The organism is Bacteroides sp. 51, from assembly GCF_010500965.1.
Taxonomy (GTDB): Bacteria; Bacteroidota; Bacteroidia; order Bacteroidales; family Bacteroidaceae; genus Bacteroides.
Window position 1 is genome coordinate 1 of the sequence record NZ_QVMI01000028.1, and the last position, 25361, is coordinate 25361.

The window sequence follows — 25361 nt, forward strand, 5'->3', positions numbered from 1 at the left end:
ACGATGCCGCAGGTATCCCCCGCTGGCGGGGGCAGGGGGTGGATATTGTCATTATCAAATAGTTCTATATTTTAATATAGTGGCAACTCGCAATGACGTAGTGGATTTATCGATTTATACTCCCCTACAGCAAACCATTAATTTTGAACAATATATTTATAAGTTTTTAATACTCGTATCCAACCAAGTCAATCGTTTTTCATATTCACTGACCATTCGGGTAATAGCTTCCTTGAATGTCTTTTGCTCATCGTAGTTAATATTCGGCTGGTCTTTAAGCGGCCACAGTTGAATGTTTATATCCGCTGAGTATTCAATACGATCGGCCTCATCACGTATAAAGCTGGAAATCCTGGTAAATTGTGGTTTAAATGTGCTCCATCTCTCCTTTACCTTACTCACAAATACAGGGTCATTAAATAACTTATCGAACCAAACGGCATCTTTAGCAACAAACTTGCCATCATTCGGATGATCGGTGAATGTCTGCCAGTCGAAATCCCACACCGGACCGGCTTTCAGTTTACCTCCTCTGTCCTTACTCATATATACGCTTTTAGGATGTCTGGCTTCGCCATTGGCTGTTAGTTCATGGACAATCCACCAGTCGACAAAGCTGTTTACATCCAAATTCTTCTCGTAGTTTCTTGTTGCTACATAATCAGCTTTCTGGAATTCTCCTTCGATGGTATTGTTGATAAAATCGGTAATATAAGCAAGCTGCGTATTATTGATATTCTCTTCGTCCGGGTCTTTCAGCATTACAGGCAGGTTGTAATAAGCAGAACGGAACTTATTAATTTCATCGTAGTTCGTATCAAACTCTAACAAATAGCCTCCGGTAATCTCCTGAGGATCTACCACTGTGTTTTTCAGTTCCGTTACGTTCACCCTGTTCTTATCTACCTTTATTTGTTCGCACAGGTAGTAACAGCCCTGGTGTTTGCCATTCAATACCACTTCAACAAAGTCGCCTCTGACCGTCCAGTCCAAACCTGTTTCTTTGGATATCTTGAAAGCAACATGATTACGCATCAATGTACGGTCCATCCAGTTGGCCAACAGCACCCAACGTTTGTGGCTAGGCATTCCCAGGATTGGGGCTTTTTTGTCCAGCTTAATGGCATATGGCTTCTTCGGCATACCCCAAGTACTGTTACCTCTTCCGCGTATGCTTGTTTTGCCTTCATAATCTATTGTGCCATCGCCCAACACAATCTTCATATCACTATTCTCGGTCCAGATATCTTTGCTGGTTATTTCAGAATGGCCTGGGGTGTCGATATAGACAACGGGGAGTCCCACACGTTGAACGGCAACCCTAACGCTCTTCTCTGTATTATCCGGAGAAACGATTCGATACATTACAGGATTAGTGAAATCATTCTTCGTCACTCCACTTACTTGTTTCGTTGCACCAACAAACACCTGATAGCCGGATTCTACTGTAAAGTCAGCAGCCAGAGCCGTGATATCCGTATAATAAGGAATATCAACATTTACTGTATTGCTCTCTATCGAAACCGCATTGGGCACGTTCAAGATCACCTCGAATCCGTTTGTTTTGTTATTTGCATTCTTGAAATCAAAAGTGGTAAACATCACTACGTGACTGCCGTCAGAAGGGTCTTTATATATTTCTATCGGGGAAGAAGATACTTGTGCTAGTTCTCCTTTTTCATTCTTAGTAGAAATAACCAAAGCCATAAGTTCATTGTATGAATCGGAACGCCCTTCATCATTTATATATGCCTTATATTGGCCTACTTTGGTTTCACCTTTATCGTTTACGGCAGGCTCTATTTTGGTTAATTTATAATTCGTAGGAGTGGTTACATAAGAAGCAGCCGAAGCACGGGTCACAGTGCCCACCATGTCCAGTTGGATCTGGCAACCCGAACTCGCCACATCATAGTTAAACACTGAATTAGATGGATTCACTCTGAATTCAATAGTAGATGTAGATAAGGACACCATCTTCAACTTATTAACCAAGAATACGATTCCGCTGACTTGACTAGGGTCCAGGTTAAAAACAAACGTCGTTCCATCGCCCATAATCAACGTAACGGTATTATCTTGTTCGTTCTTTTTAATAGAAGATATGGCAGTAGACGGATCGGAAGAAGTCGGAGTTTTGATTGTTTCCAAAACAACATTAGGCTTAGAGGCATAATACAATTCGTATGCATAGTAGCCATCTTTATCTATTACTACACGAATAGAGACGCCTTCAGCTCCCGTGCCTTGCCCGGTTGCAAGAACTGGGTTTCCGTCTTTATCATAGATTGGTTTAAATGTGGCCCGATTGTCATAAGAGACACTCCAGTAGCCGTTTTCATCAATTTGCAGATATGGGGTTACTGCGTCTTTTCCGTTCTTTACCGAAATCTTCGTATTATCCGTAAAAGTAATAGTCCAACCAGTTTCGGCACCGGTTAAAGGCTCTACTGATTTTATTACCTTACCATTATTATTTGCACTCTTCAATTCATTAATGGCTTCCTGAAGTCCGGCTACTGTTTTTTTAAGATCATCAACATCATCAGACAGATCTTCACATGCACTCAAATTTAATAGAAATAGCATACTTAGTATGCCAAAGAATAATTTGCTTAGTTTCACCATGGTATTAGCATTTAATTGAATTTGGCGCAAAGATAAAAAATAGATCTAAGATTTGCATTATCTATCTGAAAAGTTGCAGAATCAACCCATGCTAAAAAGACGTTTGAAGCATCACTTCATAAAGGGATTACCCTTTTTGTTTGTGCTCACCACCCATCTGAACGCATTAATGAAAAGAAGATTCTGGGTGGCGTCTGTAAATTCTTCGTCTCCATGCCCCATATTCAGATAGATCATACGGTATTTGGTGTTCGTCCATACAATAGGGAAATCGCCGAAGTTTACGACATCTTTTATTCCCAGCGGATAGTTCTTTTCGGAGATCGACAATAGGACTTCTACATCTTTATTCTTCCGGGGGCTTGGATTCCATTGATACCACTCACTAGCGGGAACAACAAAAGACTGAGGCAAGCTACGGGTAATCGGGTGGTCCACTTTATCGACTTCTACCAATACCGGTTGAGGAGGCCAATTATTACAATAGAACGCACCACCGCCCAGGAAATTCACAAACCAGGGCCAGTTCGTGTTCTTGTCGTTATAGGCTGCCACATGGAATCCCATCCATCCGCCGCCATTCTCCATATATTGCTCGAAGGTAGCGCGTTCTTCGGGCGTTGAAGGGTAGCCATCGAGCATCACGACAATATCGTACTCTTTCAATCTATCGTAAGGATATTCGGATAGGTTGGTGGTTATGTCGAGTATAAATCCATCGCCATAGTTTAGCTTTTTGAAGAACTCGACGCCCTGCAAGGCAAATTCAACATGGGCGCCTTCGGCATGGTGAGTATAGAACACTAATGCTTTAAATCTGGGAGCTTGAGCATAGTTGGCCGGATAATTATCGGGAACTTGTGCAAACAGTGGTTGCAAGAAAGCAACCATAAATAGGAAGAGGTAGATTCTTATTTTTTTCATGTTATTCTATTATTGAATTCATTAACTTATTGTCTTATTATTAATACTCTGCAATAAGCGACAGCCACTTACCGGCCGAGGTTACCCATACTTCTTTATAGCAAGCATTATTCGTCTGCGGCCAGTAAGGAATATCTTCATTTCCCAAGGTACGGATTCCTACCGGAATGGCTCCTACAATTTCTCCGGAAGAGAAACTATCTAACTGCGGATAGTTATACCCTTCGCCATAGATAAGAGATTGCCCGAAAGGGTTCTTGCCGACTACCCATTGCAGCTGTTCCTGTCCGATGTCAAGCAGTTCTTTATCATTCAGGAACCTTCCACAAATAGCAGCCGCTTTTCCTACGGAAAGATGAATAGCCGTATTGCCATTAAATATATTGAACCACACGGGGAAACGCTTTAAGTAATGCTCTTTATCCAGTTTCACTCCTTTCTTTACTTGTTCGGTATATAGTTCTTTGGCATTAGCCGGCGGAAACAAGTGCAAATTGTAAAAGCCAACAGAATCTTTATATTCTTCTATATGATACACTCCACTGGATATCATTCCATAAGGAGCAGTATAAGGCACCAGGCTTTTCAGATAATCGCCATACAAACGAATGGATTCGGCCCACTTACTATAATCGGGATGATGGGGTTGGGTTTCACAGAGGGCGACCATGGCCTGCATATACACTTGCTCGCGCGATTGATGTATATAATGTACAATAGACTGGCGTGTTTTATTCCGATAGAAGAACCCTTTTGTTTTATTCCGGTCTTTCAACGGTTCTTTGCGCTGGCAATCCAGGGTATATTGTATGTATTCCGCTGCGATTTCCGCATAATACGATTCCTTTGTTAATTTGTAAAGCATACTGGCTGCCCAGGAGATGGTTGCCATATATTGGCTTTCGGAGGTATTATAAGTATGCTCATAGAAATGGATAAAGCCACCGAAACCGTCTTTCTTGAATTTCTCCATAGCAAAGGCAAAGTCTTCTTTTGCCACTTTCACCAGGTATTCCTGTAGCATGGGGTCGCGGTTAATGGTCATGGCTGCATAAGCCTCGTAGCCGGAATACAGGAAATTATCAAATGCCAGGTTTTGCACACGAACCGAGGTAATATCATCTTGCGTTCCAAAGATTCCATCTTGCCAGATCAATAGTCCCATGCTGCTTGCCCGGTAACTATCGCCGTAACGATTGCGCAGGATAAATTCTAATCCCCATTCGGCCTCTTCAAGCATACGCATAGCCAATGGCATATTGGTTTCTTTCAGTTTATTATAAGACTCGAGTAGGGCAAAGGTCACATCGCCGGTTTGTAGGGTTTGTTGGGAGAGGTCGCCGGCATCGTGCCATCCGCCGGCATAGGAGATCATTTTGCCATCGTGCCTGGAGCAGAGATCCAAATGGCAGGTACTGTGTACTCCCGGAACCGGATAGCCGCAACGCTGACAGAAGATATAATTGAGCACACGCCAGAGGGAATTATCCCACACCCGGTCGTGGATAAGGAATGCAGGGGTAATGATTTCACCAACTTTCAGGTGATATTCTCCCTGCTGGTTAAAAGCGGTAAAGTCAACCACATTGAATGTACCAAGTGTTGTTTGCTCTTGTTTGATTGCTCCTTCAAAAACTATCTTCTCGTCCTTTGTATTAATGAGTTGGAAGGCTCCGTTATGTTTATCCTTATCTATATTCACCACAGCGGTTTTAGGACTACCTGTAAGATATCCGGTAGTTGAATATACAATCCGGTTCACTGCCGGCATCCATCCGCTTACAATTTCAGGGTTTTCGATTTGCTGCAATTCAAGGCTGCTGATATAGTATACGGCCGTATCGCCAGTTGTACGATCCCGACCTTTCAGTGCGGTATCAAAGCCGATTCGCATCACATGATCTCGCTGATATTCATCAATATCGAGGAAGCATTGGTTCCATTGTTTATTTTTCAGGTTGATCAGATGGGAGCCTGACGGACGGTTATAGCCTGGTTTGTCATTTGTCTGATCGTTCTCAAATGTCAGATTCATATTGACGACACGTGCACCATCGCAATCGGGATAAATAGAAAAAGAGATGCGGTTGTATGCCTCCCAGTTCTCACCACCCACGTGATAACTTACCCGTGCATTGCCGTAAGTGGCATAGTCCGGATCGCCGGGAGAACCTACGGCGCGTTTTCCGGTTGAAGTGGCAAAAGCTAGTTTGAGGCTCCCTTTGCCAGAGATGTTTTTATCTGTATTATACGTCATTTGTCCCCAACCGGAATGGCTCCAACCAGACAAGTCGGAGGATATATCCAAGGATTTACTTTGTAGGATTGTTTTTTGAAGACCTATCGTTTCGTAAGATTTCGAAGGGTCAAGAGGGAGTGGGCTATGAATCAGCCCACTCTTGTATATCTGATGTTCTAATGCATTGTCTGGTGCTAAACGAACCTGCGAAAATACCGGGTTCACACAACACAAAGAGATAGTCAAAAGGGCTACATTTATTTTCATGAAGTACTTATTTAGGTTTTCACTGCAACAATAGTCATTATTTGACGGCGCGAGGTTGAATATCCGGTAAAAATATTCCAAAAGCTATCAGAAGTACAAAATAAGTAGATTTTAGGGGATTTTGCAGGGGTTTTGAGGATTTCTGGATGGTTATGAGTATTTCTGTAGGGTTTTGATGTAAATGATTTACTGTAGGGGCGGTTCGCGAACCGCCCGAAAATGGTTTCCTGTGTATTCTGTGCATTGGGCGGTTCGCGAACCGCCCCTACAGTTAACCATTTACTTTTAATTCATTTCCAATCCGTTTTTCGCAAAACAAAGTTATAGAACCCCATCGCCCCTACTTGTAAATATTATTCCCCGCCCATCTTATCGCTTAAAAACCTCTAAAATGCAGAAAAGGCAACAACTACATGCCTCACACGCTTCCTGAATGGGGTGTTTTGCGTTTGCTGCAAACATCAACTTGCGTTTGCTGCAAAGACCGAATTACGTTTGCTGCAAACGCAAGTTGATGTTTGCAGCAAACGCAAAACGATCTTTGCTGGAAAAATTAATGTTATGCTTTTTCACCAAGATCATCTAAAAGAGTTATACTTCCAATCTCCCCTATCCTTATAAAGTTTGAATGAAACTCAAAGAGAACAAGAGTATACAATAACAAAACCCATATTGCATAAATACACTTAAAATCATTTTAAATACAAAAAATGTTTGGTTTATACATAGTAAATCCGAATAATTGCATACTTTTGCAGCGTAATTAGAATAATTATACGAAATGAAGAAGAAAGCAAACAGACTGGATGCCATCAAGCTAATTATCTCCAACAAGGAGATTAGTTGCCAGGAGGACCTGTTGAAGGAACTCATGCAAGAAGGATTTGAACTGACCCAAGCTACGCTATCGCGTGACCTTAAACAACTTAAAGTGGCCAAAGCCGCCAGCATGAATGGAAAGTACGTGTATGTTTTACCAAACGATATTATGTATAAACGAAATGTAGACCAGAGCACCAGCGATATGATGATGAACAACGGATTCAAATCGCTACAGTTCTCAGGAAACATTGCCGTAATCAAAACCCGCCCCGGATATGCCAGCAGCATTGCTTACGATATCGACAGCCGCGACTTCAAGGATATTATCGGAACCATAGCCGGAGACGATACCATTATGCTTGTCCTGCGCGAAGATGTAGACCAAAGAATTATCCGAAACTTTTTATCTTTCATCATCCCCCACTAGCGGCAAGGTGCCGCACCCAAGTTTCCATGCGGATGGGGTCTTTTAAATATTACACTAAAATTAGAACTTAGATTTTTTGAAACACTAAATGGATAATCAGATTGATGTTATGGTAGCCGATGCCTCTCACGAGATTTACGTTGACACCATATTAGACACGATTACCGCTGCTGCTAAAGTCAGAGGTACAGGTATTGCAAAACGCACACACGAATACCTGGCGCAAAAGATGAGAGAAGGCAAAGCAATCATTGCACTCGATGGTGATGACTTTGCCGGTTTCTGCTATATTGAAAGTTGGGGGAATAAGCAATACGTTGCCAACTCCGGACTTATAGTTGTTGAGAAATACCGCGGACAAGGGCTCGCCAAGCGAATAAAAAAAGCGGCCTTCACCCTCTCCCGCCTGCGTTGGCCCAATGCCAAACTATTTGGTCTGACAAGTGGTGGCGCCGTGATGAAGATCAACACCGAGCTGGGATACGTTCCTGTTCCTTTCTCTGAACTAACAGACGACGAAGCATTCTGGAAAGGATGCGAAGGCTGCATCAATCATGATGTCCTGAAACGTACGGAACGCAAATATTGCATCTGCACAGCCATGTTGTACGATCCGGCAGTCAGAGAAAAGACTAAAAAGAAAGAACATAAAGAGGAAGAGGAAGATTCCGATAATATAGATATCTAAATAAAAATATAACATATACATATTATGAAAAAGAAAGTTGTTTTAGCGTTTAGCGGTGGATTGGACACTTCGTTCTGCGCCATGTATCTGTCTAAAGACAAAGGTTATGATGTTTACACAGCCATAGCCAATACAGGAGGATTCAGCCAGGAAGAGCTGATATCAATCGAAGAAAAAGCATACAAACTGGGTGCCGTAGGACATGTGACGCTGGATGTGACACAAGACTATTACGACAAGAGCATCAAATACATGATCTTCGGGAATGTACTCCGCAACGGCACATACCCAATTTCAGTTAGCTCGGAACGTATCTTCCAGGCCATCGCCATAGCCAACTACGCCAAAGAAATCGGTGCAGATGCTATCGCACACGGTAGCACAGGAGCCGGAAATGACCAGGTACGTTTCGACCTTACATTCGAAGTATTGGCTCCGGGCATTGAGATCATCACCCCAACACGTGACATGATCCTTACCCGTGAATATGAAATCAACTATCTGCGCGATCACGGCTATGTAGCCGACTTCACCAAAATGGAATACTCCATCAACAAAGGTTTGTGGGGAACATCTATCGGTGGAAAAGAAACGCTGCAAAGCGACCAAACGCTGCCGGAAGAGGCATACCCAAGCCAGGTAACCGTTGAAGGAACCGAAGTCCTGAAACTTGGATTCCAGGAAGGTGAACTGCACTCCGTAAACGGCGAAGTGTTCAACGATAAAATAAAAGCTATTAATAAGGTAGAGGAAATCGGTAGCAAATATGGTATCGGCCGCGATATGCATATCGGCGACACCATCATCGGTCTGAAAGGACGCGTTGGCTTCGAAGCTGCCGGACCGCTGTTGATTATCAATGCACATAAAATGCTCGAAAAGCATACACTAAGCAAATGGCAACTCTATTGGAAAGATCAGGTAGGCACCTGGTATGGCATGTTCCTGCACGAAGCACAATACCTGGAACCGGTGATGAGAGATATTGAGGCGATGTTGTTAAGCTCGCAACGGAATGTAAACGGTACGGTAAGCATCATTCTGCGTCCATACAGCTACACGCTTGTTGGCGTTGAATCTGCATACGACCTTGTTAAGAATGAGTTGGGCGAGTACGGCGAAATCCAGAAAGGATGGACTTCCGAAGACGCCAAAGGATTTACTAAGATTCTATCTACTCCACTACGTGTATATTACGCTAACCAAAAGAAAAACGGAAAGTTATGATTAAGGTAGGTATTATAGGAGGTGCCGGTTATACGGCGGGCGAACTGATCCGTTTATTAATCAACCACCCCGACGTAGAGATTGTATTTATCAACAGTTCCAGCAACGCTGGCAACAAAATTACCGATGTTCATAGTGGCTTATACGGCGAATGCGACCTGACATTCACCGATACTATGCCTCTGGATGAGATTGATTTGTTATATTTCTGTACAGCTCACGGTGATACCCGTAAGTTTATGGAAAGTCATAACATTCCGGAAAACTTAAAGATCATCGACCTCTCTATGGATTACCGCATAGAGAACGACGATCATGAATTCCTTTATGGTCTGCCCGAGCTTAATCGTCGCGCCATCTGCAAAGCTAAATACGTGGCCAACCCCGGATGCTTTGCCACCTGTATCCAATTAGGACTATTACCGCTGGCCAAACATCTGATGCTGAACGATGATATCATGGTTAATGCCATCACCGGAAGTACGGGAGCAGGGGTAAAACCCGGCTCAACCACACACTTCAGCTGGCGGAATAACAACATGAGTGTCTACAAAGCATTCGATCACCAACACGTACCCGAGATCAAGCAATCGTTGAAACAACTGCAAAACAGTTTCAACTCAAGCATTGATTTTATCCCATACCGTGGTGACTTTGCCCGTGGCATCTTCGCCACACTGGTAGTAAAATGCAAGGTAGAAATCGATGAGATCAAACGTATATACGAAGAGTACTACGACCGCGACTCATTCGTACACATCGTCGATAAGAACATCGACCTGAAGCAAGTAGTCAACACCAACAAATGCCTGATCCATCTGGAAAAACATGGCGATAAGCTACTCATCATCTCCTGCATAGACAACTTGCTGAAGGGCGCATCCGGACAGGCCGTTCATAACATGAATCTCATGTTCAACCTCGAAGAAACCGTAGGATTAAGGCTAAAACCCACAGGGTTTTAAGCGGCGAGGCGCCGCGGCCAAACTTCCATGCGGACAATAACGCTGGATATTAAAAAAGTTATTAACCATAAATAAAAGACCCTGTCTCCCTCTCCTTTGGAGAGGGTTGGGGTGAGGCTTATGAATCTATTTGATGTATACCCCCTATTCAACATTAACATTGTTAAGGGAAAAGGCTGTTACGTCTGGGACGAGAACGGTACGGAATATCTTGACCTCTACGGAGGCCACGCCGTAATCTCCATCGGACACTCACATCCTAAGTATGTGGAAATGATTAGCGACCAGGTAAGCAAACTTGGTTTCTACTCAAACTCAGTGATTAACAAGTTACAGGAAGAAGTTGCCCGACGCCTGGGACCTATTTCCGGTTACGATGATTACTCACTATTCCTCATCAACTCGGGTGCTGAAGCAAATGAAAATGCGTTGAAACTTGCATCGTTTCACAACGGACGCACGCGTATCATTTCATTCGGCAAGGCTTTCCACGGGCGTACATCACTAGCCGTAGAAGCTACAGATAACCCGAAGATCATTGCTCCGATCAATAACAACCGCCATGTGACTTATCTGCCGCTCAATGATACGGATGCCATGAAAGCGGAACTGGCTAAAGGTGATGTCTGCGCAGTGATCATCGAAGGTATTCAGGGTGTTGGAGGTATCAAAATACCGGAAGATAACTTTATGCAGGAGCTGCGGAAAGCATGTACCGAAACAGGTACTATCCTGATTCTGGATGAGATACAAAGCGGATACGGGCGTAGCGGAAAGTTCTTCGCTCACCAATATTCCGATATCAAACCGGATATTATTACAGTGGCTAAAGGCATTGGCAATGGGTTCCCTGTTGCCGGAGTATTGATCAGCCCGATGTTTACTCCGGTTTATGGTATGCTGGGAACCACTTTCGGAGGAAATCATCTGGCATGTGCTGCTGCGCTGGCTGTTCTTGACGTGATAGAAGAAGATCAATTAGTGGATAATGCTGCCAAAGTAGGTGCATACCTGATGGAAGAACTCAAAAAGTTCCCTCAAATCAAAGATGTTCGCGGACGTGGCTTAATGATTGGTTTGGAATTTGAAGAACCGGTAAAAGAACTTCGCAGCAAGCTATTATTTGAATATAAAGTATTCACCGGAGTTACAGGAACGCATGTTATTCGTTTACTTCCTCCACTCTGTTTAAGTATGGACGAAGCGAATCTGTTCCTTGCCCGATTTAAAGCCTGTTTGGCATAGCTGTAGGGGCGGTTCGCGAACCGCCCTGAACACACGTCATTAGTAAAGTCATTATTATAAACCCAAATACAGGGCGGTTCGCGAACCGCCCCTACGAATATGAAAATAGGAATCATTGGAGCCGGAAATATGGGAGGAGCTATTGCCCGCGGATTAACACAAGGTACATTAATTGCCCCTAAAGACATAACCGTAGCAGACCTTGCCCAAGACAAGCTTAACGAACTTAAAGCTTTCAATCCGGACATACAGGTAACCACCAACAATCAGAGTGCAATAACTGACGCTGATCTTATCTTGATCGCAGTTAAGCCCTGGTTAGTAAAAGAAGTAATCACCAATCTTCAGATCGACCTGAAAAAGCAGATCGTTGTTTCTGTTGCTGCCGGTATTCCTTTTTCCGAATACATAAGTTGGTTAGGCGAGTCGGCCATCCTTTTCCGTTTGGTTCCTAATACCGCTATCTCCGAGCTGGAAAGCATGACCCTGATTGCCTCCCACAATGCTACAAAGGAACAGGAAAAACTTATTATCAGCCTATTCGATGAGATGGGATTGGCCATGCTTATTCCCGAAAAGCAGATTCCGGCAACAACAGCCCTGACATCCTGCGGCATAGCTTATGTATTGAAATACATTCAGGCAGGTATGCAAGCAGGCGTTGAAATGGGAATCTACCCCAAAGATGCCATGAAGATGGTTGCACAATCCGTTAAAGGAGCAGCGGAGTTGATTCTGAATAATGACACACATCCGTCTGTAGAGATCGACAAGGTCACTACTCCCGGAGGCATTACAATTAAAGGAATCAACGAACTGGATCATGCCGGATTTACGTCTGCCATTATCCGTGCGATGAAGAGAAGTTCTGAGTTTTGAGTTATGAACCATGAGTTTTCCATGCAGTATAATTTGCATAGAAAAGCTAAAAACTATAACTTCACCCCGAAACTCATAACTCATAACTCATAACTCAAAACTCATAACTTATCAGATATGGACGATCAAATTAAACAAATAGCAGAACGCTTACGTGGCTTACGTGAGGTTTTGGAGTTAACAGTAGATGACCTTGCTGCCCAATGCGACATCTCAGCAGAAGAATATCGCCTGTCGGAAACCGGAGAGTACGATATTTCAGTAAGTATGCTACAGAAAATTGCACGTCGGTACAACGTAGCTCTTGACGCGCTTATGTTTGGCGAAGAGCCTAAAATGTCGTCTTACTTCCTTACCCGTGCCGGGAAAGGGGTATCCATAGAGCGTACAAAGGCTTATAAATATCAATCACTGGCTTCGGGTTTCATCGACCGTGATGCCGATCCGTTCATTGTAACCGTGGAACCGAAAGACGAAAGCGTTCCGATGCACTACAATAGTCACAACGGACAAGAGTTCAACTATGTACTGGAAGGCCGTATGCTTATCAGTATCAATGGCAAAGAACTTATCCTCGAAGAAGGAGATAGCATATACTTTAATTCTAAACTCATGCACGGAATGAAAGCACTTGATGGCAAGAAAGTGAAGTTCCTGGCAGTAATCTTATAATTAGTTGACAGTTGATAGTTAACAGTTGACAGTTATGAAAATATGGCTGCCAACTGTCAACTATCAACTGTCAACTGTCAACTAAATAAATATGGTAGAGAGATTTTTATCCCAGACAACTTTCACTTCACAAGAAGACTTTAAGAAGAATCTGAAAATAAACGTTCCCGAGAACTTCAACTTCGGTTATGATGTTGTAGACTCGTGGGCAGCCAGCAACCCCGACAAACGTGCTTTGTTGTGGACTAACGACAAGGATGAATGCCGCGAATTCACCTTTGCCGAGATGAAGAAATATACCGACATGACGGCTTCTTATTTCCAAAGCCTTGGCATTGGTCATGGCGATATGGTGATGCTTGTCCTGAAACGTCGTTATGAGTTTTGGTTCAGCATTATCGCCCTGCATAAAATCGGAGCAGTGGCTATTCCGGCTACTCACCTCCTGACCAAGAAAGATATTGTTTACCGCTGTAATGCTGCCGATATTAAAATGATCGTTGCTGCCGGCGAAGACATCATTACCAAGCATATTCTCGATGCAATGCCCGAATCGCCAAGCGTAACACAACTGGTTAGCATCGGTCCATCCGTGCCCGAGGGATTCAAGGACTTCCATAAAGGTATCGAAAGTGCTGCGCCATTCGTTCGCCCGGAGAAAGCAAACAGCAACGATGATATCTCGTTGATGTACTTTACATCGGGTACAACAGGCGAGCCTAAGATGGTGGCGCATGATTTCACCTATCCGCTGGGGCATATCACCACGGGTAGCTTCTGGCACAATCTGCATGAGAACAGCATCCACCTTACCATTGCCGATACCGGCTGGGGTAAAGCGGTATGGGGAAAACTCTATGGGCAGTGGATTGCAGGAGCAACGGTATTTGTGTACGACCATGAGAAGTTCGTGCCTGCCGAGATCCTGAAGAAAATACACGATTACCATATCACATCGCTTTGTGCGCCTCCTACGATCTTCCGTTTCCTTATTCGCGAAGACCTGACCAAGTACGATCTTTCATCATTGCAGTATTGTACCATTGCCGGAGAAGCGCTTAACCCTGCCGTATTCGAGAGTTTCAAGAAACTGACAGGCATTAAGTTAATGGAAGGTTTCGGACAAACGGAAACCACATTGACCATTGCTACTTTCCCTTGGATGGAGCCGAAACCGGGTAGCATGGGGATGCCTAATCCGCAATACGACATGGACCTTATTGACCATGAAGGTCGCTCGGTAGAAGCCGGCGAACAGGGGGAAATCGTTCTCCGTACCGACAAAAGCAAACCTATCGGTCTGTTCAAAGAGTATTACCGCGATGCGCAGCGCACCAAAGAAACCTGGCACGATGGTATTTACTACACCGGTGACGTGGCTTGGAGAGATGAAGATGGTTATTACTGGTTCGTAGGCCGTACAGACGACGTAATCAAGAGTTCCGGCTACCGTATCGGCCCCTTCGAAGTAGAAAGCGCCTTGATGACGCACCCTGCCGTAGTAGAATGTGCCATCACCGGCGTACCCGATGAAATCCGCGGACAGATTGTTAAAGCGACTATCATATTGGCAAAGGAATACAAGGAGCGTGCAAGCGAGGAACTGGTCAAAGAACTGCAAGATCATGTGAAGAAAGTAACTGCACCTTATAAATATCCTCGCGTCATCGAGTTTGTGGATGAGCTACCGAAAACGATCAGTGGTAAAATCCGCCGCGTAGAAATCCGCGAAAGCGACGGCAAAACGTCTTAGCGACAAGTAGCCGCATCGAGGCTAATCAGGAAAGAAATACATACCCATATTATTAACGGTTGTCCGGAGAAAGAATAATTCTCCGGACAACCGTTTTTATTAATGTACTATCTGTACTCTACGAATAAAGAGTTTGTACGCAATGCGTATACTGTCGACACGCAAGCGCTATAAAGGATGAAGAATAGCGCTGTTTTTCGCAAAGAACAGCGCTGTTTTTCAGGAAGAATAGCGCTATTCTTCATCCTTTATACGGATTTAGTAAAAACTTGCCAGCGCTACTGTGTCGCTAAGCTAAACGTTAAGTGTATACAGGGTAGCTGTAGTTCGTATTTGATCCCACTACAGTGTGTTTAGAAATGCCTAACGGGCGGGGTGGTGAATGTTTTTTCTTATTTCTTCCGAAAGGTGACCGTCAACGTTTGCATAGCCTGATTTGCAGATAAAGCCTCTGTGAAGTATCCCGGTAAAGAGTAATCTCTATATTTGTACCGAATAGATTATGTTATAACTAAAAGACAATAAGATGGTTACAAATAAAAAGATTTCTCAGGTGCATGTGTTTGCCGGAAGCCCTTGGGAGGTAGCCGCAATAATCGGACTTCTTGCTGCGGCCTATATTCAGGTGGATGTTAAAGATGAGGGAGCAAATATTAAACTATCTGTCCCCAGCGAACAATATGCTGAGGCGGTTCGCCTTATTAGTGCCAGGCAATAAAGGTAGTTATAATTTAGTTTCGTCATTGCGAACCATAGGTGAAGCAATCCAGTTCATGTATTTTGTTGACTGGATTGCTTCACCTACGGTTCGCAATGACGAAACACTCACCTTTTCCTTGGCACATCGTTCACTCTAAAGAACGTTTCCGAGTAGCGTGCTCCCCACAAATCATAACGGGCGAACTGCGCTTCCATTTTACGTACAAAGTTTTCCCAACTCTTTCCGTTTGTTGACCAGGCATTCTCTGCAAGAGCCGACATTCGGGGGAAGATGCAGAATTCTACCTTCCAGGTGGTGGGAATATATTCTGTCCACAAGCAACCCTGTGCACCCCAGATGCGCGCGGCTTCCTCTTCCGTTAGCTCCTCGGGTACAAGTTGGAAGTCATAAACCTTCCTTAAAGGCAACACTCCTCCCGCTCCGATCTCCGCCTGGCTGCGGGATTCTACTTTATTAAAATACGAATAAGCCGAAGAGGTCATAATGACTCTATTACCCTTCTTTGCGGCATTCACCCCATGATTCACCCGCCGCCAGTTCATAACTATGCAGTTCTTATCTATTCCTCCTTCAAGAATCTCATCCCACCCAATCAGTGTTTTACCTTTGGAATTCACAACATCCTGCACATAATGAATGAAATAACTTTGCAGTGCCCGTTCGTCTTTTATTCCCTTCTCCTTCATAAAGCGTTGCGCCTGTTCCGACTCCTGCCACCAGCGCTTGGCGCATTCATCACCTCCCACATGGACATACTGCCCCGGAAAGAGATCGCACAATTCCGAGAATACCTCTTTCAGGAACCGGAACACTTCCGGCGTGGGAGCCAACACATTATTAAACTTATTGTATATTCCCCACGTCAGGGCAGCCTTCTTTGGTTCATCGGGGGTCGTGCTGAAGTGTGGATAAGTAGCCAACACCGCCATACAATGTCCGGGTATATCAATTTCCGGTATCACAGTGATGTGCCTATCTGCTGCATACTTGATGATTTCTTTTGCTTCTTCCTGCGTATAATAGCCGCCATAAGGCAGCTCCTTATATACCCCGGGGTATAAGCCTTCAATCTCGCCTTCGCGGTTAGAACCAAACTCCGTCAGCCGGGGATGGGATTTCATTTCAATCCGCCACGCCTGATCGTCCGTCAGATGCCAATGGAAATAGTTCAGCTTGTGCAGAGCCATATAATCAAGGTACTTCTTGATATACGACACCGGGAAATAATGGCGCACTACATCCAGATGCATACCACGGTACGCAAAGCGGGGATAGTCGTGCACCTTAACCGCTTGCAAGACAGGAAGTACACCCGCACGGGTGGGAAGCAGTTGGATTAACGTCTGTACGCCATAAAAAACACCAGCCGCATCGTTTCCTTCAATAAGAATACCGTTTGCAGAAACCTCAAGTGTGTATCCACCCGAAATTTCATCGCTCTTCTTATTCACCAATGAAATACAATTCGAACTTCGCGTTTTCTTTTCTGTCTTCAACGGATAGCCCAGGTAGCGTTCCAGATAATCTACCAGGAAATCGGCAGAAGATTGTACTTCTTTGCCCGAAACCGCAATCAGCGTTTCGCGGGTCATGGCAAACTGTCCTTCGGCAGCAATCACTTCTGCCGGTTCGGGAATAATACTAAAAGATGGGGTTGATTCTTGTGCATGAGCAGTTGCACACATCATTGCTAATGCAGTCATAAGCAAATAACGTTTCATAGGATTATATCAAAGGGTCCTGGTTAACACACTGGTCATAGCGAGACAGGACCCATAAATCTTGCCCGAGCCAGTTATTATTATCCCCCAAGATATAATATTAAAAACAAATGTAGACAAAAAGAACGATGTGCCAAAGTTTTATATCTTTGTATTTTCCAATTCCTAACAAATACATTTACCATGAAAAAGAACGTTTTATTATTCAGCCTTTTGGTTTGCCTGCTGGGAATGACAACCCTGGTCAAAGCACAACCGGCGCAGAAATTAGTACAAGTAATTATTTCCCCAGACCATGCCGACTGGAAGTATGAGCTAAAGGAGAATGTAACCTTCAAAGTTCAGGTATACAAAGACAATGTGCTTCTAAAGAACGTTGCTGTTGATTACGAACTAGGCCCCGAGTTCTTCCCTACCGAAAAGAAAGCAGATGTGGTATTAAAGAACGGCGAACTGACATTGAAGTCTTCGATGAAAGAGCCCGGTTTTCTTCGCTGCAAAGTTATGGCCAAAGTAGACGGCAGGAAGTACGAAGGCATGACTACCGTAGGTTATGCCGTAGAGAAGATACGCCCTACTACGCCCGAACCAAAAGACTTCGACACATTCTGGTCGAACGCCATAACAGAGGCCCGGAAGATGCCACTTGATGCCAAGATGATCTTACTGGCCGAAAGGGGTAGTTCTACGCACAATGCATACGAAATCAGCTTTCAGAACGAACGTTATGGTTCCAGAATGTACGGCATATTGACTGTCCCCAAGAAGGCGGGTAAATATCCGGCGATTCTTCGCGTACCGGGTGCGGGTATTCGTCCTTATGGCCCCGAATTTAACGAAGATGCCATTACATTAAATATCGGTATACATGGCATTCCGGTTACATTGCCGGATGAAGTTTACAGAAATCTTGCTGCCGGAGGGCTGAATGGGTATCCGTCTATGAACATGAACAAGCGCGACAGCCATTACTACAAACGGGTATTCCTGGGATGTGTGCGCGCTGTCGATTTCATCTATTCATTGCCCGAGTTCGATGGTCGTGTGGGAGTTACAGGCGGAAGCCAGGGAGGTGCGTTATCTATTGTTACCGCAGGACTGGACCCACGTATCAAATTCCTTGCAGCATACTACCCTGCTATGTGCGACTTTGCGGGTTATCTGAACAAACGGGCAGGCGGTTGGCCGCATTATTACCGGAATGCAACGCCTCAGCCTAACGAAGTGGAGACATTAGCTTACTTTGATGTCGTAAACTTTGCCAGTCGTGTGAAAGCACCGGGAATATTCAGTTGGGGATTCAACGATACGGTATGCCCTCCTACTTCTATGTATGCGGCATACAATGTTATTCCGGGAAATAAGGAACTGAAACTTTATCTGGATACGGGCCACTGGACGTATGCCGAACAAAGAGATTTATTCAAGGAATGGATAGATAAACAATTGGGTAGATAAAAACATTATTAAGTTCATTCCTTTTTGTAGGGTTTTGATGGAAAGTTAATGGTTAGCTGTAGGGGCGGTTCGCGAACCGCCCAATGCACAGAATACACAAGAAACCATTTTCGGGCGGTTCGCGAACCGCCCCTACAGCTAATCATTCATTTCCACCTCATTATACACTAACCTTTCAGCAAGCTTCCCTCTTTGCCCTCATCCCTGTACAATATTCCAGCCTTTTGTACGGGCTTCTGTTTCATGTTCCACAATATTTTATTTGTTTTGTGTCAGAATAGAAACAACTCAAATATAACCATGAAAAGACTCATTCTTATCTTAGCCATTCTGTGTCCTTTACTTGCCTTTGCGCAACAAACCGAAACACTCTACCTGTCCGGCAAAGGGCTGGGCGATACCAAAACCTGGAAGTTTCATTGCAGCGAGGGCAGGAACAGCAGCAAATGGACCAAAATCGAAGTCCCCTCGCAATGGGAATTGCAAGGTTTCGGCGAATATTGCTACGGCAGATGGTACACCATCAAAGGAGCCAAACCACCGATGGAAACCGGCACTTACCGCACCACATTCAACATCCCTTCTGCCTGGAAAGGAAAACAGATCACGATCATATTTGAAGGATCAATGACCGACACCGAGGTAAAGGTTAACGGACAACTAGCCGGAGAGATCCACCAGGGTGCATTCAACCGGTTCTCCTACGACATCACAGATAAGATTAAGACTGGAAAGAATGAACTGGAAGTCATAGTCAGCAAAGAATCATCCGACCGATTGGTCAATGCAGCCGAACGCAAAGCCGACTGGTGGATATTCGGAGGCATCTACCGCCCGGTATATTTAGAAGCTAAACCACTGGTAAATATTGAACGTATTGCTGTCGACGCCAAAGCCGACGGTTCACTCTATGCCGATGTATTTACCACACCACTGGAAGAGGGATATACACTAAGTGCCAGCATAGAGCCAGTTAAGCCTTCGGGTAAACAAAACATAAAGCAGGAAACCAGCAAACTAACAGCCGGCACCGAACACGCCGTACGTTTCCAGTGGGATAACGTAGAGGTTTGGAACACAGAGACTCCTAATCTCTACAACCTGAAAATGACGTTGCTTGATCAGAACCAAAAGCTAGTACACGTTTACAATGAACGCATCGGTTTCCGCACCGTCGAGTTCCGTGTGAAAGACGGCATCTACGTCAACGGCACCAAAGTCGTATTGAAAGGCATCAACCGTCACTCCTTCCACCCGGACGGAGGGCGCACCACGAATAAAGAGATCAGCATTATGGACGGCAAACTGATTAAAGAAATGAATATCAACGCCGTTCGCTTTCACTATGCACCAGACAAGCACTTCATGGAAGTGTGCGACTCGTTGGGCATCTTTGTTGTCAGCGAGTTAGCGGGATGGCAGAACGCTTACGGCACGGAGATCGGTACCAAACGGGTAAAGGAACTGGTTACGCGCGATGTCAACCATCCGTCTATCATTCTTTGGAGTAACGGCAACGAAGGTGGTTTCAACTACGATCTGCTTCCGGTGTATCATCAATACGACCCGCAGAAACGGCATATCATCCATGCCTGGGCCGACTTTGACAACCTCGACACGCACCACTACCCTACTTACCTGACGGGAGTTGCCCGTTTCACGAATGGGTACAAGGTATTTATGCCTGCCGAATTCCAGCACGGTATGTACGATCAGGGGCATGGCGCCGGACTGGAAGATTTCTGGGCGCAATACACCGCGCACCCTTTGTTTGCCGGTGGTTTCATGTGGGACTTCTCGGACAATGCCGTAAAGCGTACCGACAAAGGTGGTATCCTCGACTCGGACGGCTCCAACGGAACGGACGGAATCCTGGGGCCTTACCGCCAGAAGGAGGGTAGCTACTATACCGTGCGCGATATCTGGGCGCCGATTCAGTTCGAACAGCAATACATCACTCCATCGTTTAAGGGCGAGTTTATTGTACGCAACGATTACCTGTTCTCTAACCTGAATACGTGCCGGATGGAGTACCGCGTATGTACCGCACCATCGCCGTTGAGCAAGAATAAATCCGAAGTTATTGCATCGGGAAGCGTGTCTCTGCCTGCCATTGATCCGCGCGAGGCCGGTAAGGCACGTATGCAGGTGCCGGCAAACTTCTTCGAAGGCGATATACTTGAAATCAAGGCATGGGACAGGCATAACAACGAGATTTGCACCTGGACATGGCCTATCCACTACGCGGGAGAATATACAAAGGGACAAATAGCCAAAGCCTCCCAAAGCGGAAAGGCGCAGGTAGCGCAGTCGGGCAATCTGGTTACGCTGTCGGCCGGGGGCGTAAGCATCAGCTTCAATACCGCAAACGGGTTGATTACGGAAGTAAAGAACGATAAAGGCATTGTATCATTCAATAACGGCCCTATTCCGGTAGGTATGAAAGCCCGTTTGAAGGAGGTGAAGCACCGCCAGGAAGGTAACACCGCGGTATTTACGGCTTATTATCTGGGGGGTGTAGACTCTATCCGCTGGGAAATGTCGCCTGCGGGATTGATCAGGATGCATGCTGTTACCCTGAACAGAGGTAGCGGCGGACAGGGCTTCGACGAGGCTATATTCGAAGATAATATCACCAACTTCGGCTTTACCTTCTCCTATCCGGAAGAAAAGGTGGAGGGCATGGAGTGGTTCGGCCGCGGTCCGTACCGCGTATGGCGCAACCGCATCCGCGGGGCAAACTATGGGGTGTGGGAGAAGGAGTATAACAATACGATTACGGGAGCCGATTACAGCAATCTGGTGTATCCGGAGTTTAAAGGGTATCACGGTAATATGTACTGGAGCACGCTGAACACGACCGAAAGTCCATTTACGGTATACAGTGGAAGCGACGGTGTATTCATGCGCGTATTCACCCCGGAGGAACCGAAGGATAACAAGACGAACTGGAGCGCCAACCCGGAGTTCCCCGAAGGAGATATCTCATTCCTTTACGAAATACCGGGTATGCGATGCTTCAAGCCCATCTCTCAACAGGGACCAAAGAGCCAGCCTTCCAACATCCGCATAAAGAAAGGCGACGAAGGTGTACACATGGAGCTCTGGTTCGACTTCCGGCCCCGAGGCGGGGCGGCCAGGTTTCCATGCGGAGGGGTGCCGCTGTGAGGTTTCCATGCGGAAGGGTAAGATTAGGGCTAGAGGTAGATCTCGAACCGCGTCCAACCGCCGGCGGTATAAAGATTAAACCGGCAGTGGTGGTTCACCAACACCTCGCGGACGAACATCAGCCCGATGCCCTGGCCGGACGGTTTGGTAGTAAAGAAAGGCGTAAACAGCTTTTCGGTAATCTCATCCGTAATGCCGGGTCCATCGTCCTGAATGGTAATGGACAAGGGAGAAACAGAAGTCTGGATACGGATCTCGCCACCCTGCCCAATAGATTCATAGGCATTCTTTATGACGTTGACCAACACCTGCTCAAACTGAATGCCATCCACATACACCTGCCGGTCTTCGGGCGAAAGCTGCAAGGTCAGTTTGATATCCCTGCGCTGGCACTCCATGCGGGTAAGGGCATCTACGGCGCGCGCCTGCTCGTTCAATGAGATGTAGGCAAACGCGGGTTGGGGAATCTTCACCACATGCGCCAGGTTACTGATAAACTGCGCCAGGTGCTTGCAGCGGTCGGACGAGGCATCGACAGCCGGCAACACATCCTCCCACGCATCCTGCTCGCCCGCGTTGATAATATCCGATACCACGTGCAACGTCGACCCGATAGCCCCGACCGAGTTGTTCACCTCGTGCGACATCATGCGGATGATCCGTTCGTACGATTCCTTTTCGATCTTCAGCAGCTCGCGCGTCAGCTCCTCGATCAGGATAAAAGGATGCTCGAAGCCCTGGTCGGTAAACGAAGACCGGGTGCAGCGATAGCTGTATCCGCCCGAGGGACGGACAATCAACTCCACCCCCTTCTCCATCGACGCCAAAGCATCGGCCAGCTCAAGTCCGGTGTTGCCGATTCGCTGCCCCTTCACCCCCTCCACGTCCGGTATTTGCAGGAAGCGGAGTCCGGCAGCGTTGATGTCTGCAATCCGTTCGTTCGAATCGAGAATGATGATACCCTGCGGCGATGCTTCGATCAGCAAATCGAGGAAGCGGTTCTTCTCGCGAACCGACAAGCGTTCGTTGCGCAGGTTGGCCATCATACGGTTGAATACGGTAGCCATCTCGCGGGCTTCTTTGTTCTTCACCGGCCGCAGGCGGGTGGAAAAGTCCTGCTCGTTCAACAGCCTCATCCCACTGAGTATCTGTAAGTAAGGCTTAACCAATTTGGAATAAAGGAAGAAGTATAGGGCAACAGGTAAGATGAGTACCCCGGGTAGAATCCATAACGGCTTGGACTCATACCAGAAATAGACCGCCAATCCTCCCAGAAGAATGCCCGAGAGGAAAAGCAGAGTGACGCCTATAACCAGTTTCGATTTCATAGCCGGGGTTATTCGGGTAGCCTAATATCGTACTTCTCCAACCTGCGGTATAGCGTCTGCCGGGTCAGCCCCAGAGCGGCGGCGATCTTGGAATGGTTGCTTCCATACAGGGATATGGCACGCAGAATCATGTTCCGCTCTACAGTCTCGAGCGAATGCACAGAACTGCCCGTCGTATCCATCGCCAGGGGAATCTCGATGTATTGTTCCTTAAAATCCGTATCCGTAATCCTGCTCTTTCCCGAAACCAGGATGGTGCGGTCTACCAGGTTCTTCAGTTCGCGGATATTGCCCGGATAAGGCAACCGCTTCAGGTAGCCGATGGCCTCGGAAGTCACCTCAACCTCTCCCAGACGGTTCAATTCGGCCTGTCGGCGGGCGAAATGGTTCACGAGCAACGGAATATCTTCTATTCGCTCCCGCAATGCCGGAACGCGGACGGTAATGAGGTTGATGCGATAGAAGAGGTCCTCGCGGAAGGTTCCGTTTACCACCATCTCGGGCAGGTTGCGATTGGTGGCACTGATGATGCGTGTATCCACCTGCCGGGTTTTACTGTCGCCCAGCGGCTCGAAGGTCTGGTCTTGCAATACGCGCAAGAGTTTAACCTGGCACACCAGGTCCAGTTCGCCGATTTCATCGAGGAATATACTTCCTTTGTTGGCTAGTTCAAAGCGTCCCACGCGGTCGTGACTGGCATCGGTAAAGGCGCCTTTCTTATGACCGAACATCTCGCTCTCGAACAGGGATTGGGAGATACCGCCGAGGTTTACTTTAACGAAAGGCTTCCGGTTGCGGTCGCTGCTTTCGTGGATACACTCGGCAATTAGTTCCTTGCCCGTACCACTCTCTCCCGTAATCAGTACAGGGGCATTGGTGTGGGCAATGCGCGACACGGTACTCAACACCTGCCGCAGCAGCGGCGATTTGCCGATAATCTTATTGTGTATGAAGTTCGCCTCCGAACCGGAAGCATCGTTTCCTGCTCCTTTACTCTCTTCATTGCTCAGTTGAATGGCCGTAGCAATGCTGTTGAGCAGCGCCATATTGTTCCAGGGCTTGGTGATAAAATCGAACGCTCCAGCACGTATGCCCTGAACGGCCAAGCCGATGGAGCCCCAGGCCGTAATCAGGATCACGGGAACATCGGGACAGAATATCCGTACCTTGGCAAGCAGCTCAAGCCCTTCCTGTCCGGTGGTGGTATGGGTATAGTTCATATCCATCAATACCAACTCCGGACAAGTAGAGCGCACAAAGTCTATGGTTTCTTTCGGACTGGCTGCCGTTGCCACTTCATACCCTGCACGTTTCAGGACGAGGGTCAGGGAGGAGCGAACGGTAGCGTCATCATCGCAAATCAGTATCATACGGCAAAGATTATGGATAGTTTTTCGTGATCGAATATGGCTGCAAGATAGTAAAAATATGAATAACCGCCGCTATTCAGCGCGCAAAGTATTGGGTGCAGAGGGAGGGGGAGTGCAGGAAAAATGGATCAAACAGAAAAGCAAGTTGGGTTGTTAGAATACTTATATTCCATCTCCTTTCTTACTACTACATAAGATTTTCTGCGAAAAATCTGTCACATCTAACACGCCCTTCCGAAAGGTTGATGAATAGGGGATTTTTAGAATATTGTGCTTCGTACAGAAGTCTCATTCTACTATCACAAGTAACACGGAAAACTAAAAGATGCGGGCGAATAAGATACTAATCGTGTTTGCATATGCAACCATCAATCGTTTGTTAAAAGCAAAGGTTGACTCCCGGATAGTATAGGAAAGAATATCCTTTGCAAGTTTGGTAAGTTCTGAAAGACCCGGGTGTTTTGCATCAATACACCCGGGTCTTTCCGATCCTTACACCCGGGTCTTTCGGACTGGTACACCCGGGTGTATTCAAGGTTAACCCATTGGCACAATGAGGCCATAGTGACTTCTTTGCGTGGTTTCCCTTATAGCAGGCTGCCGTTTGACTGATACTTAGTTCTCCATAGTTAAGATGTCATTAATCAGGTCTTCCAGATCGCTCAACTCCGTAGGGCTGCTGTTGCTATGTACCTTGCCATAGCTGCGGGTGTTCGCCCCCCAGGGTTTACCCGGCACATTAGATACATTACCACTGGTAGCTATTACGCCTTCCGGCTCCATGTGCATCACCTCTATAGCCGGGGCGATGTAACTTTGTTTTTCTTTCTTCAGCATTGTATTATTATATTTCATTAGA

At 46.0% G+C, this 25361-nt stretch carries 18 protein-coding genes; 11 read left to right on the top strand and 7 right to left on the bottom strand.

Annotated features, from left to right (window positions below):
* Positions 1-156: 156 nt before the first annotated feature.
* The 3 genes from D0T87_RS17815 to D0T87_RS17825 all read right to left on the bottom strand — a co-directional run bounded on the left by D0T87_RS17815 (position 157) and on the right by D0T87_RS17825 (position 6058).
* Entirely contained in the window at positions 157-2628 is a 2472-nt protein-coding gene (locus tag D0T87_RS17815) for a CotH kinase family protein (RefSeq protein ID WP_163176539.1), read from the bottom strand.
* A gap of 111 nt (positions 2629-2739) precedes the next feature.
* Positions 2740-3552, bottom strand: a complete 813-nt coding sequence (locus D0T87_RS17820; RefSeq protein WP_163176541.1) for a ThuA domain-containing protein — start codon at positions 3550-3552, stop codon at positions 2740-2742.
* A 40-nt stretch (positions 3553-3592) separates the two neighbouring features.
* On the bottom strand, positions 3593-6058 hold the full coding sequence (locus D0T87_RS17825) for a glycoside hydrolase family 9 protein (protein ID WP_163176543.1): 2466 nt from the start codon (positions 6056-6058) through the stop codon (positions 3593-3595).
* A gap of 781 nt (positions 6059-6839) precedes the next feature.
* On the opposite strand from D0T87_RS17825, the gene D0T87_RS17830 reads away from it, so the two are divergent.
* The 9 genes from D0T87_RS17830 to D0T87_RS17870 all read left to right on the top strand — a co-directional run bounded on the left by D0T87_RS17830 (position 6840) and on the right by D0T87_RS17870 (position 15454).
* A complete protein-coding gene (locus tag D0T87_RS17830; RefSeq protein ID WP_163176546.1) occupies positions 6840-7307 on the top strand; it encodes an arginine repressor in 468 nt (155 codons plus the stop codon).
* 88 nt (positions 7308-7395) lie between these two features.
* Complete coding sequence (locus D0T87_RS17835) at positions 7396-7995, top strand: GNAT family N-acetyltransferase (RefSeq protein ID WP_163176548.1); 600 nt, start codon at positions 7396-7398, stop codon at positions 7993-7995.
* 24 nt (positions 7996-8019) lie between these two features.
* Positions 8020-9222, top strand: coding sequence for an argininosuccinate synthase (locus D0T87_RS17840; protein ID WP_163176550.1), 1203 nt, complete (start codon positions 8020-8022; stop codon positions 9220-9222).
* Positions 9219-10187 (top strand): N-acetyl-gamma-glutamyl-phosphate reductase, encoded by a 969-nt coding sequence (argC, locus tag D0T87_RS17845; RefSeq protein WP_163176552.1) that lies wholly within the window; start codon positions 9219-9221, stop codon positions 10185-10187. Before D0T87_RS17840 ends, argC begins: the two co-directional genes overlap by 4 nt.
* Positions 10188-10307: 120 nt before the next feature.
* Positions 10308-11432, top strand: coding sequence for an aspartate aminotransferase family protein (locus D0T87_RS17850; protein ID WP_163176553.1), 1125 nt, complete (start codon positions 10308-10310; stop codon positions 11430-11432).
* 99 nt (positions 11433-11531) lie between these two features.
* On the top strand, positions 11532-12311 hold the full coding sequence (gene proC, locus D0T87_RS17855) for a pyrroline-5-carboxylate reductase (protein WP_163176554.1): 780 nt from the start codon (positions 11532-11534) through the stop codon (positions 12309-12311).
* A 117-nt stretch (positions 12312-12428) separates the two neighbouring features.
* Positions 12429-12983 carry a helix-turn-helix domain-containing protein gene (locus D0T87_RS17860; RefSeq protein ID WP_163176555.1) on the top strand — a complete coding sequence of 185 codons (555 nt, stop codon included), beginning with the start codon at positions 12429-12431 and terminating at the stop codon, positions 12981-12983.
* A 91-nt stretch (positions 12984-13074) separates the two neighbouring features.
* Positions 13075-14736: an AMP-binding protein gene (locus tag D0T87_RS17865; RefSeq protein ID WP_163176556.1), complete on the top strand. Its 1662-nt coding sequence runs from the start codon at positions 13075-13077 to the stop codon at positions 14734-14736.
* Between the two features lie 526 nt (positions 14737-15262).
* Positions 15263-15454 (top strand): DUF2007-related protein, encoded by a 192-nt coding sequence (locus tag D0T87_RS17870; RefSeq protein WP_163176557.1) that lies wholly within the window; start codon positions 15263-15265, stop codon positions 15452-15454.
* Between the two features lie 107 nt (positions 15455-15561).
* On the opposite strand, the gene D0T87_RS17875 is transcribed toward D0T87_RS17870, so the two are convergent.
* Positions 15562-17178, bottom strand: a complete 1617-nt coding sequence (locus D0T87_RS17875) for a beta-N-acetylhexosaminidase (protein WP_163176558.1) — start codon at positions 17176-17178, stop codon at positions 15562-15564.
* A gap of 183 nt (positions 17179-17361) precedes the next feature.
* Between D0T87_RS17875 and D0T87_RS17880 the strand changes: the two genes are divergently transcribed.
* Positions 17362-18636 (top strand): acetylxylan esterase, encoded by a 1275-nt coding sequence (locus D0T87_RS17880; protein WP_163176559.1) that lies wholly within the window; start codon positions 17362-17364, stop codon positions 18634-18636.
* A 300-nt stretch (positions 18637-18936) separates the two neighbouring features.
* Positions 18937-21804, top strand: a complete 2868-nt coding sequence (locus tag D0T87_RS17885; protein ID WP_163176560.1) for a glycoside hydrolase family 2 TIM barrel-domain containing protein — start codon at positions 18937-18939, stop codon at positions 21802-21804.
* Between the two features lie 29 nt (positions 21805-21833).
* Here the strand turns inward: D0T87_RS17885 and D0T87_RS17890 are convergent, their stop codons facing one another.
* From D0T87_RS17890 to D0T87_RS17900, 3 genes are all read right to left on the bottom strand, one after another.
* On the bottom strand, positions 21834-23132 hold the full coding sequence (locus D0T87_RS17890) for a PAS domain-containing sensor histidine kinase (protein ID WP_163176562.1): 1299 nt from the start codon (positions 23130-23132) through the stop codon (positions 21834-21836).
* An 8-nt stretch (positions 23133-23140) separates the two neighbouring features.
* Positions 23141-24502 carry a sigma-54 dependent transcriptional regulator gene (locus tag D0T87_RS17895; protein ID WP_163176564.1) on the bottom strand — a complete coding sequence of 454 codons (1362 nt, stop codon included), beginning with the start codon at positions 24500-24502 and terminating at the stop codon, positions 23141-23143.
* Positions 24503-25117: 615 nt separating this feature from the next.
* On the bottom strand, positions 25118-25357 hold the full coding sequence (locus tag D0T87_RS17900; RefSeq protein WP_203558725.1) for a hypothetical protein: 240 nt from the start codon (positions 25355-25357) through the stop codon (positions 25118-25120).
* Between the last annotated feature and the right edge of the window lie 4 nt (positions 25358-25361).

Bases quoted from the DNA above. Each gene is read 5' to 3' on its own strand.
- D0T87_RS17815 (WP_163176539.1), bottom strand. From the start codon at position 2,628: ATGGTGAAACTAAGCAAATTATTCTTTGGCATACTAAGTATGCTATTT.
- D0T87_RS17820 (WP_163176541.1), bottom strand. From the start codon at position 3,552: ATGAAAAAAATAAGAATCTACCTCTTCCTATTTATGGTTGCTTTCTTG.
- D0T87_RS17825 (WP_163176543.1), bottom strand. From the start codon at position 6,058: ATGAAAATAAATGTAGCCCTTTTGACTATCTCTTTGTGTTGTGTGAAC.
- D0T87_RS17830 (WP_163176546.1), top strand. From the start codon at position 6,840: ATGAAGAAGAAAGCAAACAGACTGGATGCCATCAAGCTAATTATCTCC.
- D0T87_RS17835 (WP_163176548.1), top strand. From the start codon at position 7,396: ATGGATAATCAGATTGATGTTATGGTAGCCGATGCCTCTCACGAGATT.
- D0T87_RS17840 (WP_163176550.1), top strand. From the start codon at position 8,020: ATGAAAAAGAAAGTTGTTTTAGCGTTTAGCGGTGGATTGGACACTTCG.
- argC (WP_163176552.1), top strand. From the start codon at position 9,219: ATGATTAAGGTAGGTATTATAGGAGGTGCCGGTTATACGGCGGGCGAA.
- D0T87_RS17850 (WP_163176553.1), top strand. From the start codon at position 10,308: ATGAATCTATTTGATGTATACCCCCTATTCAACATTAACATTGTTAAG.
- proC (WP_163176554.1), top strand. From the start codon at position 11,532: ATGAAAATAGGAATCATTGGAGCCGGAAATATGGGAGGAGCTATTGCC.
- D0T87_RS17860 (WP_163176555.1), top strand. From the start codon at position 12,429: ATGGACGATCAAATTAAACAAATAGCAGAACGCTTACGTGGCTTACGT.
- D0T87_RS17865 (WP_163176556.1), top strand. From the start codon at position 13,075: ATGGTAGAGAGATTTTTATCCCAGACAACTTTCACTTCACAAGAAGAC.
- D0T87_RS17870 (WP_163176557.1), top strand. From the start codon at position 15,263: ATGGTTACAAATAAAAAGATTTCTCAGGTGCATGTGTTTGCCGGAAGC.
- D0T87_RS17875 (WP_163176558.1), bottom strand. From the start codon at position 17,178: ATGAAACGTTATTTGCTTATGACTGCATTAGCAATGATGTGTGCAACT.
- D0T87_RS17880 (WP_163176559.1), top strand. From the start codon at position 17,362: ATGAAAAAGAACGTTTTATTATTCAGCCTTTTGGTTTGCCTGCTGGGA.
- D0T87_RS17885 (WP_163176560.1), top strand. From the start codon at position 18,937: ATGAAAAGACTCATTCTTATCTTAGCCATTCTGTGTCCTTTACTTGCC.
- D0T87_RS17890 (WP_163176562.1), bottom strand. From the start codon at position 23,132: ATGAAATCGAAACTGGTTATAGGCGTCACTCTGCTTTTCCTCTCGGGC.
- D0T87_RS17895 (WP_163176564.1), bottom strand. From the start codon at position 24,502: ATGATACTGATTTGCGATGATGACGCTACCGTTCGCTCCTCCCTGACC.
- D0T87_RS17900 (WP_203558725.1), bottom strand. From the start codon at position 25,357: ATGAAATATAATAATACAATGCTGAAGAAAGAAAAACAAAGTTACATC.